A 19,402-nucleotide genomic window follows, 5' to 3' on the forward strand; every position below is an offset into this window, starting at 1 on the left:
GCTGGGAAGGTTCGCGGCATGAAAGAGAAGCTGTGGTCGAACCTCCGCGCCACCCGGGAGGCGTTCGTATGGAAGCTGGAAGGGCTGGGCGAGTACGACCTGCGCAGGCCGATGACCCCGACGGGTACGAACCTGCTTGGGCTGATGAAGCACGTCGCGGCGGAGGAGTACGGCTACCTGGGCGAGGTCTTCGGACGCCCGGCTCCGGAGCAGCTTGCCTGTTTCATTGATGGTTCGGTCTGGGAGGGCGCCGACATGTGGGCCACCCCGGACGAGAGCTCGGAGTACATCATGGGCTTCTACCGCCGCGCCTGCGCACACGCGGACGAGACGATCGCGACGCTGGAGTTGGATGCGGTCGGGTCGGTGCCGTGGTGGAACGAAGGTGAGCGGGAGACGACGCTCGGCGCGATTCTGGTCCTGATGGTGTCGGAGACCGCACGCCACGTCGGGCATGTCGACATCGTGCGCGAGTTGATCGACGGCAGGGCCGGAGGCAGGCCGAACGCCACTTCACTCCCCGACACAGACGACTGGGACTGGGGGGAATGGGTGGCCCGCCTGGAAACTGCTGCCCGCACCGCCGCCGGACGGCAGTAGCGGTCGGCGGCAGCCCGGCACTAGGGTCGCGCGAGCGAGAGGCAGGGAGAGTGGCTTGAGGGTTTCCGGTGCCGCCGAGCACAATCTGCGGGACGTCGACGTGACCTTCGGCCCGGGGTTGACCGCCGTCGTCGGCGTCTCCGGGTCGGGGAAGTCCTCGCTGGCGTTCGATGTCGTCTACAACGAGGCGCGGCGGCGGTTCGTCGAGACGCTCGCACTCGGGCGGGGCCGGGCACGCGTACCGGCCGCGAACGTCCGCCGCATCGACGGGCTCGGGCCGGCGGTGTCGGTCGCCCAGAACGTGCTCAACCTCAACCCCGCGTCCACGGTGGCGACGTCGGTCGGCCTTCATCCGTTCGTGCGGATTCTCTATGCCCGCTTCGCCGACGTCACCTGCCCACGCTGTTCCACACCTGTCCGCGCGGTGCCGGAAGAACAACGGCTGACGATCGCGCTGGACATGCTCCAGGACGCGAACGCTCTCGCCGTCGAGGTCGCCATCGTGCACGGGCGGCACGGCAGTCATGCGCGCCTGCTCAGCGGCCTGCGCGGCGTCTTCGACCACGTGACGATCGACGGCCGGCGGTGGGCGGCCAAGAGGTCGAGCACGATCCCTCGGCTCGACCCGGCGACGGCGCACGACATCGTGGTGCGGGTCGCCACCCTGCACGCCGGAATGCCGGCCGCGGAGGTCCGTGCGACGCTCGAGCACGCCGATGCGCTGGGCACGCCCGAGGTACGCCTGGGCGGTACGCCGGTGCTGCGCGCGCCGATCTGCCCAAGCTGCGGTGCGTGGGTTCGGCCACTCGAGCCTTCGGCGTTTCGCAACGCGGAGGTGGACACGTCGTCGCATCGCATCGCCGGCATCACCCTGACCGAACTGCTGGCCCGCTCGGTGGGTGAGGTGCTGCGGTTCGTCGAGCAGCTACCGGTCGGGGTTCGCGCGGCGAGGGTTCGAGACGAGATGCTGCGGCGGCTGCGGCCGCTGGCCACGCTGGGACTGGGCCATCTCAGCCTCGACCGGTCGATGCCGTCCCTGTCACGCGGGGAGGAGCAGCGGACCCGGCTCGCCATCGTGCTGGGAGGCCGGCTCGAGGACCTGCTGCACGTCCTCGACGAGCCGACCATCGGGCTGCACCACACCGATCTCGAGCGGCTCCTCGACGCCATCGCGTCGTTGCCGGGCCCGGTGCTGATGGTCGAACACGACCGCACCGCCATCGCGATGGCCGACGAGGTGGTCGAGATCGGCCCTGCCGGAGGACGCGGCGGCGGCGAACTCGTCTTCCAGGGTTCACCCGCCGCGCTGTGGCGCTCCGACACCGCGTCCGGCCGCGGCTTCTCCGCGTCGACCCGTGCCCCGCGTACGCCCCGCACGATCGGGGATCGGCGTGTCGGCATCACCGGCGCCAATCTGCGTAACCTGTGCGACGTCGACTGCGAGATCCCGCTCGGGGCACTCACCGTCATCACCGGCCCATCAGGAGCAGGCAAGACCACGCTCGCTCGTGACGTGCTGCTGGCCTCCCTGCGAGAGCACGCACCGGTGGGGTGCGCCACGTTCGACGCACCGGCTGTGCGCACGGTGGCCGTCGACCAGAAGCCTCTTGGCAACAACCCGCGTTCGAACCCCGCGACCTACACGAAGGTGTTCGACCGGATCCGCGACGTGTTCGCGAACGAGACCGGGCGACCGGCGTCGGAGTTCACGTTCAACCGACCCGAAGGGGCTTGCCCGGACTGCGAGGGGATGGGGTCGGTCGCCGTCGGCCTCAGCGACCTGGCGCCCATCTGGGTACCGTGCGAGACCTGCGAGGGCAGCCGGTACCGGCCCGAGGTCCTCCAATCAACGTGGCAAGGCCGGTCGATCGCCGACGTGCTGGAGTTGAGCGTGGACGAGGCCGCCGCGCTGTTCGCCGAGCATCCGCCGGTGACGCGCGTACTCCGGACCCTGCAGGAGGTCGGGCTCGGCTACGTCACGCTCGGGCAACCCTCACCCAGCCTGTCCGGAGGCGAGGCGCAGCGCGTACGGCTCGCTCGCGAGGTGACCAAGGCCAGGACCGGGGATCTCGTACTGCTCGACGAGCCCACCACCGGGCTTCACCCCGCCGACCTGGGCCGGCTCCTGACCGTGCTGGACAGGCTGACGGTCAACGGCTGCACGGTGGTCGTCGTCGAACACCAGGCCGACGTGATCGCCGCCGCCGACTGGCGCATCGACCTCGGCCCCGGCGGTGGCCCAGCCGGCGGCCGGCTGCAGCACTGCGGCCCTCCCGTCGCCGAGAAACAACCGACGGTGAGGCCTCGTGCCACGCCGCGGGCCGGCCGGCGGTCCAGCGACGCCGTACGCGTACGGGGCGCCCGCGCCCACAACCTGCAGGGTGTCGACGTGGACTTCGCCAAGGGCCGGTTCACGGTCGTGACCGGTGTGTCGGGCTCCGGAAAGTCGTCGCTGGTCCGCGATGTCCTGGCGGCCGAGGCCGACCGGCGGCTGCTGGAGTGCCTGTCGGTCTACGAGCGCCAGTCGGTACGTGAAGGCCCGGAAGCTCCGGTCGACTCACTCAGCGGGCTGGGCCCGACGATGACCATCAACGCTTCCGGCACGATTGCCGACGCCGGAGGCCCCGGTCGCTGGGATGCCGCCCGGACGACCGTCGGCCGGTCCAGCGACCTCGACCGCCTCATTTCCCTCGTCCTGGCACGCGCCGGTGTGCGCTCATGCCTCGCATGCGGTGGCGACAACGTTCGCCGTTCCGCACCGACGCCGGAAGCTGTGTGGGCATGCGGCGACTGCGCGACGAGCGCGGTGCCGATCGAGCCGCGTCATCTCATGGGCTCGCCCGCCGCCGTCTGCCCGCGGTGCGTGGGCCTCGGCGTCGAGCGCGAGTACGACTGGGAGCGCGTGATCGTTCGCCCCGACGTACCGCTGGCCACCGGCGTCTTCGGTGGCAGCCTGGCCTGGTTCCGCGCCGGGCGCGCCGGCATCGCCGGGTTCGACGCGACGTTGGCCGCGTCCGCCCGACGTCATCGATTCGACCCGCGTACGACGCCGTGGTCGAAGATGAGCGACGAGGCCCGTCACGCGGTGCTGTTCGGCGAGCACGACAGCACCGACGAGTTCTCCCAGACCTCCCGGGTGGGCCTGAACCACTGGGCCCAGTCGGACCTGGGTGGCACGGAGACCACGGTGTTCGCCTGCCGGGAGTGCGGCGGCAAGCGGGTACGCGCTGCCTACCTGGCGATCCGTCTAGCGAGTCGCGACCGCCACGACCTGTTCTCGGCGCCGTTCGCCGAACTCGAAGGCGTACTGACGTCGATGGCCGAGCCGGACGACCAGCACGCGGCCGACGCGCGCACCGTTGCGTTGCATCGCCTCGGCTTCCTGCGATCGGTCGGGCTCGGCTACCTCAACCTGAACAGAGCGACCTGGTCGCTGTCCGCGGGCGAGGCGCAGCGGGTCAAGCTGGCGTCGGTGCTCGGTGGCGGCCTCGTCGGCATGACCATCCTGTTGGACGAGCCGAGCCGCGGCCTGCACCCGGCAGAGGTGGGCGCACTCGCCAAGACCCTGACCGAGCTGCGCGACGCCGGCAACACCGTCATCGCCGTCGAACACGACCCCACCCTCATCCGCGCCGCCGACGACGTCTTGGAGATCGGCCCTGGTCCAGGACGAGCCGGCGGGCGCGTCGTCGACCTCGCGAGTGAGGAGTCGGTCACCCGGGCTGTACGCGACGGAAGAGTGTCGGTGCCTCGCCGCGAACGGCGGCGCGAGACGACGGAGTGGATGCACGTCACCGGTGCTCGCGAGAACAACCTGTGCGGCCTCGACGTACGGATCCCGCTCGGCGTACAGGTCGGCGTCTGCGGGGTGTCCGGCTCCGGGAAGTCCTCACTCGTCGTCGACACCATCGCGCTGGGTTTGGCGCGACCGAAGACCAACATCGCCGGTGTCGGCGTCATCCGCGTCCAGCCGGGGCTCCACGACGCCATCTCCGGCGCGCCCGCCCGCACGGTCGTCGCCGACCAGGCCCACGCCGAGATCACCTCCCCCGGCATGTTCCTCGGACTCGTCAACGCGGTCCGCAAGGCGTTCGCCGCGAGTGAAGTGGCTCGGGAGCAGGGCATCACGACCAAGGACCTCACCTACGGCTGCGATGCCTGCCGCGGCAAGGGGACCTGGCAGGAGGGCATGTCGTTCCTGCCGTCGGTGACCCAGACCTGCGAGGCGTGCGGCGGTTCCGGCTACCGCCGCGAGGTCGCCGCCCTCGTCGAGCGGGGCCGAACCCTCGCCGGCATCGAAGCCCTCACCATCAGTGAACTCCTGCAGGAGTGGGGCGACATCGACGCCGTACGCCGCGCCGGTGACGCCGCCGTCGCGCTCGGCCTCGGCTATCTGATCGTCCGCCAACCCGGTTGGAGCCTCTCCGGAGGCGAAGCCCAACGGCTCAAGCTCACCAAGGAACTCGCCCGCCCCACCAAGGCGGGCAGCCTCTACGTACTCGACGAGCCGTCCGTCGGCCTGCAGGTGACCGACGTCGCGGTGCTCGCCCGCACCCTCGACACGATCATCGAGGCAGGCAACACCATCCTGGTCGTCGAGCACGATCCTCTCCTGCTCGCGACCTGCGACTGGCTCATCGAGCTCGGTCCCGGCGCCGGACCCGACGGTGGCGAGATCGTCTTCGCCGGCACGCCCGAACAGCTCGCCGAGGCCGGCACCGCAACCGCGCCGTACGTCCGTGAGGTCCTCGCATGAATGCGCTGCTGTTCGCCGACCCGTCACCGTCTCTGCGCTGGCGCGCCGCGGTCGAGCTCGACGGCGCTCCGGAGGACGACGAGGAAGTCAGGGCCTGGCGCACCGAGATCGACCGGAGCGAGAACGTCCGGCAGCTCCTGGTGCAGCTGGCGACGGCCCGCCGGCCGCTGAACGCCGGATACCTGCTGTGCCGACTGGCCCACCTCGGCTATCGGGGACCCGAACTCGCCACCGCGGTCGAGAGTCTGTTCACTCTGCAGCAGCCCGACGGGTCCTGGCCCGTGGGCTTCGACGACGAGGACGAGCGACCCGCACTCTCGTCGACGAGGGAACCCCCTCGGGAGTCCGCCCCGTCCGACGGACCGCGGTTCGTCACCACGCACACCGTCGTGCCGTTGCGGGGCATCGCCGCTGCCGGGTTCGCCACCGACCCGCGTGCCGAGCGCGCCTACGACTGGCTCGAAAGCGTACGGTTACCCGACGGTTCCTGGCCGGCCGGACCGAAGGCGGACTTCGGGAAGGACGGCCGCCCCTCCCTACCCGAACCCGAGTACCGCCGGCTCACCCGAGGCGCCGGGTGCCGCTCGGCCACGACGGGGGCGGTGGCCTGCCTCGCATTGCACCCCGACCGCAACCGAAGCGACACCGCCCGTATCGGTGTCGACCACCTCCTCGCCCGCGAGACCCGAGACGAGTCGGCGCTCGGCTGGGAGGTCTCCCGCCTGGTCGGACTCGAACGCCACCAGGGACAGGTCACCTTCTACGTCACCTTCGACCCCGCGTTCGTCCTCGACCTCGCCTCCCGATGCGGCGTCTCCCCCGAGGACCGGCGAGTACGAGAGCTGGTCGCCTACCTGGAGAGCCTGCGCGGGCCGTACGGCCTCTGGCCGCACCACGCCCACCCGCAGCTGTCCCGCTGGCTGACGTTCGACCTCGAATGCAGCCTCCGCCGGCTCGCTGCCGGCGACTGGACCGGCAACGAGGACCCGGCCACCTTCACCCCCTACAGAAGAGGACCGCGCCGCTACTGACACAAGCCTGCGAATCACGCCAGGGTGGGTGCCGGCTGCCTACGAAACGCCGCCGGGACAGGTCGGCCGAACGCGGCCCTTCAGAGCAGTCCTCTGAAGTCAAACCCCCGAACCCGTGCGCGGCGGCGGGCGTCCTCGACGACAGAGGCGACCAGGTCTCCGTAGGCCGCCAGGAGCAGCAGGAACCCCACTGCCTCGTCGTCGAGGGCACTCCGCCGGCCGGCGTAGATGTTCAGGCTCGCCCGCAGGTCGCGGCCGGGTACGGGCATCACCACCATGGGACAGCTGAGCATGCAGGCGACCGGCGGGCGGGCCGCGGCACGTGCGAAGGCGGGCCACCGGGGGTCGTGTGCCACGTCGCGAACGTGGTACACCATGTCGTCGAGGATGGCGTCCACACACGGGCCCGAGGCCAGCGCGTACTGCACCTCGTCCGCCTGACGAGCACTCTCATGGCTGGCTGCACAGGTCCAGAACCGGTCCGCACTCGCCAGGGTGACGCTGGCCCACACCGGTCCGCTCGGCACCCGAACGGCGATCTCGACGACCGCGTCCAGACGATGCAGGCCTCCGGCCGGACGACGGCTGCCGCCGACATCCTCGAAGGCGGCCACCAGAACTCGCATGGCCGCAGGCGTAGGGGTGGCGAATGGAGTTGGCACGACGGCCGCCCTTCGTACTGGCGTAACCAACGCCCTGGGCGGCTGGATGCTCAACCGTGCATCGAATGTACTCCGTGAGCACGGATGTGGAAGCCCTTCGACCCGGTGACAAGGAGCTGCCCCGAAGGTCAGTCACGCAGGACCGGGACCCACCACACCAACCGGGTCCCGCCGCTGGACCTGGGCTCGGACAGGCAGGAGCCTTCGAGCCGCTCGGCACGGTGAGCGAGGTTGGCGAGGCCGCTTCTGCGTGCGGGGTCCGCGGCGATGCCGATGCCGTCGTCCTCGACATGGAGTTCGAGCCTGCGGCTGGCGGCGTCGAGGACGACGCGAACCTCCACCGAGGTCGCCCGCGCATGCCGCGCGACGTTCGTCAGCGCCTCACGGAGGGCGGACTGCAGGTCCGGGTGGAGCGACTCGGGCACAACGGTGTCCAGCGGACCGTCCATGGTGATCCGCGGCTCGAAACCCAACGGGACGGCGAGTTCGTCGGTGATGTCGAGCAGTCGGCGCCGCAGCGTCGGTGGACCGCCGGCCTCCTGCAGAAAGAAGATCGCCTTGCGGACTTCGCGGATGGTGGCGTCAAGGTCCTCGACGTATCGCTGGATGCGTTCGATCACATCGGGACGGGTCGACCTGCGCGCAACTCCCTGCAGGCCGAGGCCGATCGCGAACATCCGCTGGATCACCTGGTCGTGCAGGTCACGCGCGATCCGGTCGCGGTCCTCCAGTACCGCGAGCCGCCGACGCTCGTCCTGCGTACGTACGTAGTGCAGCGCGAGTCCGGCCTTCTCGGCGAAGTTGCCGGCCATGTCCAGGTCCGCCGGCTCGTAGGGTGGACGAGACTCCGCGCGGCACAGGAGAAGCAACCCCGCCCTCTCCCGCGCCATGGCGAACGGCACCGCCAGCACCGAGCCGTTCTCGACCGGGCTCGGCCGATCGGGTTCGGGCCGGCCGATCTCGGCGAGGTCGCCGTGGCGCAGCTCAGGCACTCCACGGTTCATGACGGCATCCATCCAGGTGCCCGCCACCGGCAGCACCCTGCCGGCCATGCCTCGAGCCCCGGTGCCGTAGGCGGCGTGCACGACGAGCTCGTCACCGTTGTCCGCCGGCAGAGCCAGGACCGCGACGTCGCTCTCGCCCACGACCGCGGCACGTTCGGCGATGAGGTCCAGGCTCTCCAGCCACTCCTCGCCGCCGAGCAGCCTGCTCGTCACCTCGCTGGATGCGGCGAGCCAACGGCTGCGCCGGCTGGTCTCGCCGTACAGCCGGGCGTTCTGGATCGCGATTCCCGCGGCGGCTGCCAGAGCTACCACCACCTCCTCGTCCCTGGCCGTGAACTCCGCCCCACCTGTCTTCTCGGTCAGGTAGAGGTTGCCGTAGACCTCGTCACGGATCCGGATCGGGACGCCGAGGAACGACGCCATCGGCGGATGGTTCGGCGGGAAACCCGACGAGCTGGGATGGCCGCTCAGCCGGTGCAGCCGAATCGGCCGGGGCTCGTCGATCAGGAGTCCGAGAATTCCCTTGCCGGTAGGCAGATCGCCGATTTGGGCGCGCAGGTCGTCGGCGATGCCGACGTAGTGGAACTCGGCCAGCGTGCGGTCCGGCCCGATCACCCCCAGCGCGCCGTACGTGGCGTCGACGAGATCGACGGCGCGTCGCACGATGCGTTCCAGGACCGCGGCGAGAGTGCCGCCGCTGGCTACGGACATGACGGCATCCAGCAGCATGCTCTCGGCACCGGGCCGGGCGCCGGCGCCTTCACCTTGTGGCGTCGGCGTCACACATTGCCGCGACGCACGTTCTTCCTGTGGGTCGTAGGGGGTCATGGCTCTCCTCCCACGCCAAGGCTAGGCGAACAACTCTTCTCCGTACGGGTGGTGATGCACCAAGCTGTCGCCATGACGATTCGCGTGTTTGTGGTGGACGACCACCAGGTGGTGCGCGCCGGGATCCGTGAGCTGCTGCACGACGAGCCCGACCTGGAGGTCGTCGGCGAAGCCGGCACCGCGGCCCAGGCCCGCGCGCGGGTGCCCGCGCTTCGTCCGGACGTCGCGATCCTCGACGTACGTCTGCCCGACGGCAACGGAGTCGAGGTCTGCCGTGACATCCGCGCCGCCACCGAGCCACCGCCGGCCTGCCTGATGCTCACGTCGTACTCCGACGACCAGGCCCTCTTCGACGCCATCATGGCCGGGGCCGCCGGCTACCTTCTCAAGCAGATCGACAGCGAAGCCATCGTGTCGGCGATCCGCCACGTCGCCGCCGGTGGGTCGATGCTCGACCCTGCACTGACGGCGGCGGTCCTCGACCGGCTGCGCAAACCCCCGCCGGAGGACCCGAGGTACGCGACGCTGACCGACAAGGAACGCGAGATTCTCGAGCTCGTGGCCGACGGCCTGACCAACAAGCAGATCGCCAAGGAGCTCTTCCTCGCCGAGAAGACGGTGAAGAACTACGTCTCGGCGATCCTGCGCAAACTCGGCATGGAGCGCCGTACAGAGGCTGCCGTGTTCGCGGTGGAACTCCGCCAGAACTCCCGACCCAGCCACTGAGCCTGCCGAACTGGCCCGGCCGAACGAGCCCGGCCGAACGGGCCATGGAGCAGGGCCGTTTGGCCACGACAGAAAGGGACATTGCCAGCAGCATCGGCTGATGGCGGGCGAGATCCTTCTTGTGCATGGTTCATCCCCATACGGAGAAGGCAGGCCATCATGACCATCCGCCACGAAACACCCTGCCGTCACCGCAGCTCGGTGCCGAGGCAGAAGTCGACCACCGGCCCCGCGCCGACAAGTCAGGCGCCGTCGGCACCGCCGGCAGCACGCCCCGCGACCACCGGCCTCGTGCCCGGCGCTCCGTCGGCGTGGACCGGACGGATCCTCGCCGTCCTGCGGATCGGCCTGGGGTTCGTCTTCCTGTGGGCGTTCACGGACAAGCTCTTCGGCTGGAACTACGCCACACCGCCCGCGCGGTCCTGGCTCAACGGAGGCTCGCCCACCAGGGGGTTCCTCGGCGGAGTCCAGGCGGGACCGTTCCAGTCCGTGTTCCACAGCTGGGCGGGCGCCGGCTGGGCCGACTGGCTGTTCATGCTGGGACTTCTCGGAGTCGGAGTGGCCGTCGTCGCCGGTGTCGGACTGCGCCTCGCCGCGGTCGCGGGCTCGGTCATGATGGTGTTGATGTGGGCCGCGGAGTGGCCGATGGCGCACCTGAGCTCCGCCGGTACGCCCACGATGTCGACGAATCCGTTCGTCGACTACCACCTCCTCTACGCCCTGCTCCTGGTCCTCTTCGCCGTCGCGAACGCCGGAGCGGTCTGGGGCCTCGGCGGGGCCTGGGCCAAGGTCGGGCTCGTCGACCGCAACCGGTGGCTGAGCTGAACCCGAGCACGAGTCCAGCCTGAGCACGAGTCCGACCCGACCCGACCCACGAGTCCGACCCGGCCCGACCCCACCTGGCCCACCGACGGGGGATCCGATGAACGACGCACCGGGCCCGGAGCTGACCGCCGAAGAACGTGAACTCCTTCTCCGCGCGGCGATCCGGGCGCCGTCGATGCACAACACCCAGCCGTGGCGGTTCGCGTTCCGGGACCGCACCGTCGAGGTCTACCGCGACATCGACCGGGAGCTGGCCGCCGAGGACCCGGACGGGCGGCTGGCCATGTTGGGGGTGGGTGCCGCCGTCCTCAACCTGCGGGTCGCCGCGGCGACGCTTGCGCTGTCGACGACGACAGTCCTGCTCCCGGACCCGGGCCGGCCCACCCTGACGGTCCGGCTGACCCTGGGCACCGGAGGCGGTGAGGGCACCGAACTGGCAGGCCTGTTCCCGTCCATCCCGAGCCGCCGGACCAACCGCCACCCGTACGCGGAACGTGCCATCGCCCCGGCCGTGCGAGCAGAACTCGCGCAGGCGGCCGCCGCCGAAGGCGCACGGCTGTACTGGGCGAACGAGGACCAGGTGCGCTGGCTGCAGCACCTGGCAGGCGATGCCGACCGCTTCGAGGAACAGGACCTGCACCGCATCGTCGAGCGGGGCGCGTGGGTGGGCGGTGATCGGGACCGCGACGGCGTACCGTCGGCGTCCCTCGGACCCCGGCCGGCAGAGCTGTCGAGTCCAGTCCGCGACCTCGCCGTCGATCCCGCCGACCGGGCGCGCAGTACCGCGAGGTTCGAGGACCACCCACAACTGGCGGTGCTGGCGACGGCGGAGGACGGCCCCCGCAGCTGGCTGGTCGCGGGCCAGGCTCTGCAACGCGTGCTCCTGGTCGCCACCCGCAACGGCCTCGCCGCGTCCCTGCTCAATCAGTTGGTCGAGCACCAGCCGTTTCGCGAACTGCTGTACGCCCCGAGCGCCGGGCCGACCGCTCCCCAGGCGGTGCTCCGGCTCGGGCACGGGCGAGCCGTCGCGGCCACGCCACGGCGGCCGGCAGAGGCCTTCGTTCTTCGTGACAACGAAACGCCGTGAGACCTGGTCACCTGGCGAGGTAGACGGTGTTGGCCGACTCGCCCCTGGTCAGCGGATTGGCGAAGGTGACCACGTGCGCGTCGGCCTGGCGGAACACCTCCGCGAGTACGCCGAGGAAGGCGTCGTCGGGCGGGTCGTCGGACCACAGCGCGAAGACGCCTCCGGGGCGCAGGTGCCGGGCGAGCCGACGTATCCCGTCCGGGGTGTAGAACGGCGCGTGCCGCGGGTGCAGGACGTGCCGCGGAGTGTGGTCGATGTCGAGCAGGATCGCGTCGACACGACCTCCCGGCGTCCGCGGATCGAACCCGCCGTCGGAGTCCACCAGGGCGAAGAAGTCACCGTGCACCAGGTGCGTCCGCGGATCGGCTGTCAGCTCGTCCGCACCGGGGATCAGCCCTCGCTGATGCCAGTCGATCACCTCGGCCAGGGCCTCCACCACGGTCAGCGAACGGACCCGCTGGTCGGTCAGGACGGCGCGCGCGGTGTAGCCGAGCCCGAGCCCCCCGACGATCACGTCCAGGTCCTCGCCCTCCACCTGGGCCAGAGCCAGGTGCGCGAGTTCGGTCTCCCCCACCGTGAACAGGCTCGACATGAGGAACTCCTCGCCGAGCTTGGCCTCGTACACCTGGATCTTGAGCATCGGGTCGAGTCGGCGGCGCAGACTGATCACCCCCATCGGGGTGTCCGCCCAGGCCAGCTCCTCAAACCGCGCGCTCACGAGACGACGGGGGTGGAGAGCGGGTGGTACATGACGAAGCCTCATCCTTTGATCGGAAACCGACGGCGCGGACGACCGGCTCAGGGCGCCACGCGGCACGTCGGCGAGGGTACCCACCTGGTGCCGGGGCCACGTGCGCGCGGTGAGATCAGCGCGCGTTGGAGTGTGGCCTCGGGCTGTCGGGCGCGGCGTGCGCGGCCCGGGCGGACCGCACCCGCCGAGTGAGGCGGGGCGGGTTCGCCGTACGGGGCGCACGGGAGCGGTAGACGATGTAGGGCCGGAAGAGGTAGCCGACCGGCGCGGTGAACGCGTGCACCAGCCGGGTGAACGGCCAGATCGCGAACAGCAGCATCCCGATCAGGGTGTGCAGCCTGAACTGGACGGGTGCCCCGGCCATCGCGTCGATGTCCGGGTGCAGGACGAAGATCGAACGGAACCACGGCGCGACGGTCTCCCGGTAGTTGTGCTCCTGCCCGACCACGCCGGCACCCAGGAGGGTGGTGGCCAGTCCGGCGACGATGGCCGCGACGAGCACGACGTACATTCCCTTGTCGTTGCGGGTGGTGGCCATGAACACCGGACCGGTCGTCCGGCGCCGAAAAATGAGGATCGCGATCCCCACCAACGTGGCGAACCCGGCGACGCCGCCGAGCAGCAGCGCCTGCACGTGGTAGCCGTGCTCGGTCAGCCCGGCCGCGGTCGTCCAGGACTGCGGGACGACCAGGCCGATGAAGTGGCCGACCACGACGACCAGAATCCCGAAGTGGAACAACGGGCTGCCGATCCGCAACAGTCGCGACTCGTACAGCTCCGACGATCTCGTGGTCCAGCCGAACTGGTCGTAGCGGTAGCGCCAGATCGTGCCGCCGATCAGCACGGCCAGCGTGACGTACGGGAGAACCGCCCAGGCGAGGACGTTCATCGTGACCTTCCCTCCGTCGGCTCGGCCACGGGGCGGGCGGCGTAGGGTTCGAGCCCCACGCTCTCCTGGGGCGGCCCGGCTTTCGCCAGCCGCTGTGCGGCGGCCCGGTCGGCAGGAGACGGCCCGGGCAGCAGGGCGCAGACCGCCTCGACGACCCGGGCGTACGGCGACCCCACGTCGACCAGGGCGAGCCGCAGGAGTTCGACTCCCGCGCGGTGTTCCTGCAGCAGGGCAAGGCCGTCGGTCACGTCACCGGTGGCGGCGTACTCCAGGACGACGGGCAGGTAGTCGGGCAGCTCGCCGCCCTCCCCGACCTCGCCGCCGAAGTCCAGCCCGCCCGAGCGGTACCGCTCCTTGAACGCGGTGAGCGACTGCCCCCGGCGGCGGGTCTCCCCGTCGGCCCACCAGGTGAGGTGGAGGCAGCAGCGCCGGCGCCGGTCGAACGTCGCGACGTAGTGCTCGGCGAGGTCGCGTTCGGGCACGGCCGCAACGTGGTCGAGGAAGGCGGTCAGCGTTGCGCGGGGCTCACCCGCGGGACCCGCCGTCGGCAGCTGACGTACGGCAGTCGCCACGACAGGCACCAGCGCGCGGATCGTCTCGTCGGGATACTGCAGCAGGATCGACGCGGCCTGGCAGACGATCGCGGCGTCCCGCGCACCGATGGTGCCGGTCCCCCGGGCCCCACCGGGCTTCACGAGTCACCCCCGTCCCCGTGCCCGTCCCCGGCCTGGTCCTCGGTCCGGCCCTCGGCACGATCCTCGGTCCGGCGGGCCGGGAAGAGACCGGACGGGGTGCCCTTGCCGTCCCAGTTGAGCAGGTTGATCCGGCTGCGGCGGCGCTCGGGGTCGGCGAGTCCCTCGCTCGTCTGCCGGTCCTTCAGCGCGTGGAACGTCTCCACCGAGACCGGTGTGGGCCGCCCGGACGCCTCACCGAACGGACCGCTCGCATACATGCCCGGGCCTTCGTCGTAGTCCAGGCTGCAGCTGAGCTCCTCCAGTTGCTGCGCGTCCCCTTCGTGCGCGGTGGGGATGACGTACCGGTCGCCGTACTTCGCCACCGCGAGCAGGCGGTACAGCGCGGTGAGATCAGCGCCCGTCGTGCCCGCCGCCCGGGCGACGGACTCGTCGGGAGGATCGCCGAGGTTGACCGCCCGCATGTACGAACGCATGGCGGACAGCTTCCGCAGCACGTCGCGCACCGGCCCGGGGTCGCCCGCGGTGAACAGCTCGGCGAGGTACTCCACGGGGATGCGCAGCGCGTCGATCGCGCCGAAGAGGTTGTCGAGGTCCTCCCCGTCGTGGCCGGTCTCGCTGATCGCCTCGACCATCGGCGACAGTGGCGGGACGTACCACACCATCGGCATGGTGCGGAACTCCGGATGCAGCGGCAGCGCGACCCGGTGCACCTTGGCGAGTGCGTAGACCGGGGAGCGCCGGGCGGCGTCCAGCCAGTCCTCGGGAATGCCGTCCCGGCGCGCGGCCGCGGCCACCTCCGGATCGTTCGGGTCGAGCAGCACGTCGAGCTGTGCCTCGTACAACGCCTTCTCGTCGGCCACCGACGCGGCCGCGGCTACCCGGTCGGCGTCGTAGAGGAACAGCCCGATGTAGCGCAGCCGGCCCACACACGTCTCCGAGCACACCGTCGGCATGCCGACCTCGACGCGCGGATAGCAGAACGTGCACTTCTCCGCCTTGCCGGTGCGGTGGTTGAAGTAGACCTTCTTGTACGGGCAGCCCGTGACGCACATCCGCCAACCACGGCAGCGATCCTGGTCGACCAGCACGATGCCGTCCTCGCTGCGCTTGTACATCGCCCCCGATGGGCAGGACGCGACGCAGGACGGGTTGAGGCAGTGCTCGCAGATCCGCGGCAGGTAGAACATGAACGTGCGCTCGAACTCGAACCGGATCCGGTCCTCCGCCTGCCGCCGCACCCGTTCCACGATCGGGTCGGCGTCCGCGACCTCCGCCCCGCCGCCGAGGTTGTCGTCCCACGCCGCGCTCCACTCGACCTTCGTCTCCTTCCCCGACAGCAGGGACTTCGGCCGGGCGACCGGGAAGTCGTCGCCGAGCGGTGCGGAGGTCAGGGTGTCGTAGTCGTAGGTCCAGGGTTCGTAGTAGTCGCGGATGTCCGGCAGCACCGGGTTGGCGAAGATCGAGGCCAGCTTGCGGAAACGACCGCCGGCCTTCAGCCGCAGCCGGCCGCGGGACGTGCGGACCCAGCCGCCCTTCCAGCGCTCCTGGTCCTGGTAGCAGCGCGGGTAGCCCTGCCCGGGCCGGGTCTCGACGTTGTTGAACCAGACGTACTCGGTGCCGCTGCGGTTGGTCCACGCCTGCTTGCAGGTGACCGAGCAGGTGTGGCAGCCGATGCACTTGTCGAGGTTCATCACCATGCCGAGCTGGGCCATGCAACGTCCGATCGACGACGGGGCACCGGTCGAAGCTGCCATCAGTACGTCACCTCCTGGCTGCGCCGGCGGATCACTGTCACCTCGTCGCGCTGGTTGCCGGTCGGGCCGAAGTAGTTGAACCCGAACGACAGCTGGGCGTAGCCGCCGATGAGGTGGGTGGGTTTGACGAGGATCCGGGTGAGGGAGTTGTGGATCCCGCCCCGGCGACCGGTGGACTCCACGAGCGGTACGTTGACGACGCGTTCCTGCGCGTGGTGGACGTACACCGTGCCCGTCGGCATCCGGTGGGACACGATCGCCCGCAGGACCATCACGCCGTTGCGGTTGACGAGTTCGACCCAGTCGTTGTCGCGGGCGCCGACGGTGGCGGCGTCGGCCGGGCTCATCCACACCGTGGGGCCGCCGCGCGACAGGGTGAGCATGAAGAGGTTGTCCTGGTACTCGGAGTGGATCGACCACTTCGAGTGCGGGGTGAGGTAGCGGACGACGACCTGTCTGGATCCGTCGGGTCCGAGCGCCGGTTCGCCGAAGAGGCTCGCCATGTCCAGCGGTGGGCGGTAGATGGGCAGCGCCTCACCGAACTCGTGCATCCAGTCGTGGTCGAGGAAGAAGTGCATCCGCCCGGTCAGGGTGTGCCAGGGCTTGCCCTCCTCGACGTTGGTGGTGAACGCGGCATACCGCCGGCCACCGGTCTCGCTGCCCGACCACTCCGGGCTGGTGATCACCGGCACCGGCGCGACCTGGGTGTCGGCGAAGGTGATCCGGCGTTCCTCGCTGCCCTCGGCCAGGTGCGCGAGCGGCCGGCCGACCCGGCGCTCTGCCGTACGGAAGCCCTGCACCGCGAGCCGGCCGTTGGTCGCGCCGGACAGTGCGAGGATCGCCTCGGCCATCCTGGCGTCGGTGTCCAGGGCCGGGCGCCCGTCGCCGGCGCCGCCGAGCATGACGCCGTTGACCCGGCCGAGCCGTTCGACCTCCTCGTCGGGGTGGAACGTCACTCCCTTGGTGGGCAGGCCGAGGCGTTCGGCCAGCGGCCCGAGGGTCGCGAGCTTGTCCGCGATCGCGGTGTAGTCGCGTTCGACGACGGTGAGGGCCGGCATCGTCGCCCCGGGCGTCGCCGGGACCTGCCCGGTCCGCCAGTCCCGGACGGTGCCGCCGGTGCTGGTGGTCTCCCCCGGTGTGTCGTGCTGGGCGGCGGTCGCCACGACGTCGTGGCGTACGCCGAGATGGGTCCGGGCGAGCTCGCTGAACCGGCGGGCGATCGCGGTGAACGCGTCGAAGTCGGTCCGCGCCTGCCAGGGCGGGTCGATCGCCGGGTTGAACGCGTGCACGAACGGGTGCATGTCGGTGGAGGACAGGTCGTGCTTCTCGTACCACGTGGCGGCCGGCAGCACGACGTCGGCGAGCAGCGTGGAACTCGTCATCCGGAAGTCCAGCGCCAGCAGGAGATCGAGCTTGCCCTCGGGGGCCTCCGCACGCCATCGCACGTCCCGGGGCCGGCGCTCCTCCGGTGTCTCGTCGGCCCGGAGGTTGGAGTGGGTGCCGAGCAGGTGCCGCAGGAAGTACTCGTTGCCCTTCGCCGAGGAGCCGAGCAGGTTGGCCCGCCACAGGGTGAGGCAGCGCGGCCAGTTGGCCGGGGCGTCCGGGTCCTCCGCCGCGAAGTGGAGATCGCCGTCGGCGAGCCGCCGGGCCACGTGCTCGGTGGCGTCCTCCCCCGCGGCCGCCGCCTCGTCGGCGAGGTCGAGGGGGTTCGCGTCGAACTGCGGGTACGACGGCATCCAGCCCAGCCGGGCGGACAGGGCGAGCGTGTCGGCGGTGTGCAGACCGGCGAGGTCGCCGCGGGCGAGGGGGGACGCGAGCGCGTCGGCGCGGTAGCCGTCGTAGCGCCACTGGTCGGTGTGGGTGTACCAGTACGCCGTACCGATCATCTGCCGCGGCGGGCGCTGCCAGTCGGTCGCCCCGGCGAGCGTCGCCCACCCGGTGACCGGGCGGCACTTCTCCTGCCCGACATAGTGCGCCCAGCCGCCGCCGTTGCGGCCCATCGACCCGGTGAGCAGCAGCAGTGCCAGGATCGCGCGGTAGGTGGCGTCGCCGTGGAACCACTGGCAGATTCCCGCGCCCATGATGATCATCGTCCGGCCGCCGGACCGCTCCGCGCTGCGGGCCATCTCCCGCGCGACGCGGGTCGCCGCCTTGGCCGGTACGGAGGTGAGCGGCTCCTGCCACGCCGGGGTGTACGGCTGGGAGGGGTCGTCGTAACCGGTCGGCCACTCCCCCGGCAGGCCGGCGCGGGAGACGCCGTACTGCGCGAGCATCAGGTCGAACACCGTCGTCACGAGGTGCTCCCCGACGCGGCGGGCGGGCACTCCCCGCCGCAGGATCGAGTCGTCCCGCAGGATCGAGTCGTCCTGCCGGGCCTCGTCGCCGCCCCTGCCCGCCGAGAGGTCGAAGCGGGGCAGCAGGACCTCGACGTTCTCCGCGTCACCGGCATCCCGCCCCAGCAACGTGAGCTGTGGCTCGATGCCGTCCAGGTGGAGGTTCCACCGGCCCTCCCCGGACGCGGTCCAACGGTCGCCGAGGGTGCCGTTCGGGACGGCCGGTTCGCCCGTACGCCCGTCGATCAGCACCGTCCGCCACTCCGCCCCCTCGCCGTGGTCGCCGAGGTCGGCCGCGCGCAACAGCTTGTGGGGTACGAGACCCGCGCCGGACTCGTGCTCCCGCAGCGTCACGAGGAACGGCAGGTCGGTGAAGCGGCGCACGTAGTCGACGAAGAACGGCACCCGGCGTTCCACGAAACACTCCCGCAGGATCACGTGCCCCATCGCCATCGCCAGCGCGCCGTCGGTGCCCGGCTGCGCGGGCAGCCAGGTGTCGGCGAACTTGGTGTTGTCGGCGTAGTCGGGTGAGACCGCGACCACCTTCTGGCCGCGGTAGCGCGCCTCGGCCATCCAGTGCGCGTCCGGCGTGCGGGTGACCGGGACGTTCGACCCCCACATCAGCAGGTAGGCGGCGTTCCACCAGTCGCCGGACTCGGGTACGTCCGTCTGGTCGCCGAACACCTGCGGCGATGCCACCGGCAGGTCGGCGTACCAGTCGTAGAAGGACGTCATGCACCCGCCGAGGAGTTCGACGAACCGCGAACCCACCGCGTGGGAGACCATCGACATCGCCGGGATCGGCGAGAAGCCCGCGATCCGGTCCGGCCCGTACGCCCTGATGGTGTGCACGTGGGCGGCGGCGACCAGCTCCACCGCCTCGTCCCACGAGACCCGCACGTGGCCGCCCTTGCCGCGGGCCCGCTGGTAGCTGCGGCGGCGTTCGGGGTCACCCACGACGTCGGCCCAGGCCAGCACCGGGTCGCCGAGCCGCTCCTTCGCCTGGCGGTACAGGTCGACCAGGACACCGCGGGCGTACGGGTAGCGCACCCTGGTCGGCGAGTAGGTGTACCACGAGAACGCCGCTCCCCGAGGGCAGCCGCGTGGCTCGTACTCCGGGGAGTCCGGGCCCACCGACGGATAGTCGGTCTGCTGGCTCTCCCAGGTGATGATGCCGTCCTTGACGTACACCTTCCACGAGCAGGAGCCGGTGCAGTTGACGCCGTGGGTCGAACGGACGACCTTGTCGTGGCTCCACCGGTCTCGGTAGAAGACGTCGCCCTCGCGGCCGCCGTGCCGGTAGACGGCCCGCAGGTCCGCGGAGGTCTCCCGCCGGGTGAAGAACCTGCCCGACCGCAACAGCAGGTCGGCGGCCGCCCCGTCGGTCGCCGCGTCCTGTCGCCGGGAACCGTTGCTGCGCGCACCATCGTGTTCCACGTCGGTCCACCTCACCCCGGGGCT

Annotated in this window: 13 protein-coding genes; 6 read left to right on the forward strand and 7 right to left on the reverse strand. The window is 70.9% G+C overall.

Translation table 11 applies throughout. From position 1 onward, the window contains the following. Positions 1-18 precede the first annotated feature (18 nt). The 3 genes from FHR37_RS14785 to FHR37_RS14795 are packed head-to-tail and all read left to right on the forward strand — an operon-like array spanning position 19 to position 6,387. Positions 19-600 (forward strand): DinB family protein, encoded by a 582-nt coding sequence (locus tag FHR37_RS14785; RefSeq protein WP_092887799.1) that lies wholly within the window; start codon positions 19-21, stop codon positions 598-600. Positions 601-655: 55 nt separating this feature from the next. Then, positions 656-5,356, forward strand: a complete 4,701-nt coding sequence (locus FHR37_RS14790) for an ATP-binding cassette domain-containing protein (protein WP_092887802.1) — start codon at positions 656-658, stop codon at positions 5,354-5,356. After that, positions 5,353-6,387: a hypothetical protein gene (locus tag FHR37_RS14795; RefSeq protein ID WP_092887805.1), complete on the forward strand. Its 1,035-nt coding sequence runs from the start codon at positions 5,353-5,355 to the stop codon at positions 6,385-6,387. Before FHR37_RS14790 ends, FHR37_RS14795 begins: the two co-directional genes overlap by 4 nt. An 80-nt stretch (positions 6,388-6,467) precedes the next feature. Here FHR37_RS14795 and FHR37_RS14800 read toward each other — a convergent pair whose 3' ends face one another. Further along, on the reverse strand, positions 6,468-7,013 hold the full coding sequence (locus FHR37_RS14800) for a GAF domain-containing protein (RefSeq protein ID WP_092887808.1): 546 nt from the start codon (positions 7,011-7,013) through the stop codon (positions 6,468-6,470). Between the two features lie 164 nt (positions 7,014-7,177). Continuing rightward, entirely contained in the window at positions 7,178-8,764 is a 1,587-nt protein-coding gene (locus tag FHR37_RS14805; RefSeq protein WP_175542754.1) for a sensor histidine kinase, read from the reverse strand. 189 nt (positions 8,765-8,953) lie between these two features. Here FHR37_RS14805 and FHR37_RS14810 point away from each other — a divergent pair, with 189 nt between their 5' ends. The 3 genes from FHR37_RS14810 (at position 8,954) to FHR37_RS14820 (ending at position 11,519) form a co-directional block, all read left to right on the forward strand. After that, positions 8,954-9,607: a response regulator gene (locus FHR37_RS14810; protein ID WP_092887812.1), complete on the forward strand. Its 654-nt coding sequence runs from the start codon at positions 8,954-8,956 to the stop codon at positions 9,605-9,607. Between the two features lie 291 nt (positions 9,608-9,898). Then, positions 9,899-10,432 carry a DoxX family membrane protein gene (locus tag FHR37_RS14815; RefSeq protein ID WP_202818325.1) on the forward strand — a complete coding sequence of 178 codons (534 nt, stop codon included), beginning with the start codon at positions 9,899-9,901 and terminating at the stop codon, positions 10,430-10,432. Between the two features lie 97 nt (positions 10,433-10,529). Further along, positions 10,530-11,519: an Acg family FMN-binding oxidoreductase gene (locus FHR37_RS14820; RefSeq protein ID WP_092887816.1), complete on the forward strand. Its 990-nt coding sequence runs from the start codon at positions 10,530-10,532 to the stop codon at positions 11,517-11,519. Between the two features lie 7 nt (positions 11,520-11,526). On the opposite strand, the gene FHR37_RS14825 is transcribed toward FHR37_RS14820, so the two are convergent. The 5 genes from FHR37_RS14825 to FHR37_RS14845 form a co-directional block, all read right to left on the reverse strand. Continuing rightward, the gene (locus FHR37_RS14825; protein WP_092887818.1) at positions 11,527-12,237 is read right to left on the reverse strand and encodes a polyamine aminopropyltransferase; all 711 of its coding nucleotides are present in this window, start codon (positions 12,235-12,237) and stop codon (positions 11,527-11,529) included. A gap of 148 nt (positions 12,238-12,385) precedes the next feature. After that, positions 12,386-13,159: a respiratory nitrate reductase subunit gamma gene (gene narI, locus FHR37_RS14830; RefSeq protein WP_092887820.1), complete on the reverse strand. Its 774-nt coding sequence runs from the start codon at positions 13,157-13,159 to the stop codon at positions 12,386-12,388. Next, complete coding sequence (gene narJ, locus FHR37_RS14835) at positions 13,156-13,854, reverse strand: nitrate reductase molybdenum cofactor assembly chaperone (RefSeq protein ID WP_202818327.1); 699 nt, start codon at positions 13,852-13,854, stop codon at positions 13,156-13,158. Before narJ ends, narI begins: the two co-directional genes overlap by 4 nt. Further along, positions 13,851-15,608, reverse strand: coding sequence for a nitrate reductase subunit beta (narH, locus tag FHR37_RS14840; protein ID WP_175542755.1), 1,758 nt, complete (start codon positions 15,606-15,608; stop codon positions 13,851-13,853). The genes narJ and narH overlap by 4 nt, the downstream gene beginning before the upstream one ends. Beyond that, positions 15,608-19,378 (reverse strand): nitrate reductase subunit alpha, encoded by a 3,771-nt coding sequence (locus FHR37_RS14845; RefSeq protein ID WP_092888105.1) that lies wholly within the window; start codon positions 19,376-19,378, stop codon positions 15,608-15,610. Before FHR37_RS14845 ends, narH begins: the two co-directional genes overlap by 1 nt. Positions 19,379-19,402: the final 24 nt, after the last annotated feature.

Source organism: Actinopolymorpha cephalotaxi (genome assembly GCF_013408535.1).
GTDB classification, from domain to species: domain Bacteria; phylum Actinomycetota; class Actinomycetes; order Propionibacteriales; family Actinopolymorphaceae; genus Actinopolymorpha; species Actinopolymorpha cephalotaxi.

Coding starts and splice junctions, on each gene's coding strand:
- narH (WP_175542755.1), bottom strand. CDS start 15,608: ATGGCAGCTTCGACCGGTGCCCCGTCGTCGATCGGACGTTGCATGGCC.
- narI (WP_092887820.1), bottom strand. CDS start 13,159: ATGAACGTCCTCGCCTGGGCGGTTCTCCCGTACGTCACGCTGGCCGTG.
- FHR37_RS14810 (WP_092887812.1), top strand. CDS start 8,954: ATGACGATTCGCGTGTTTGTGGTGGACGACCACCAGGTGGTGCGCGCC.
- FHR37_RS14820 (WP_092887816.1), top strand. CDS start 10,530: ATGAACGACGCACCGGGCCCGGAGCTGACCGCCGAAGAACGTGAACTC.
- FHR37_RS14785 (WP_092887799.1), top strand. CDS start 19: ATGAAAGAGAAGCTGTGGTCGAACCTCCGCGCCACCCGGGAGGCGTTC.
- FHR37_RS14805 (WP_175542754.1), bottom strand. CDS start 8,764: ATGTCCGTAGCCAGCGGCGGCACTCTCGCCGCGGTCCTGGAACGCATC.
- FHR37_RS14800 (WP_092887808.1), bottom strand. CDS start 7,013: ATGCGAGTTCTGGTGGCCGCCTTCGAGGATGTCGGCGGCAGCCGTCGT.
- FHR37_RS14795 (WP_092887805.1), top strand. CDS start 5,353: ATGAATGCGCTGCTGTTCGCCGACCCGTCACCGTCTCTGCGCTGGCGC.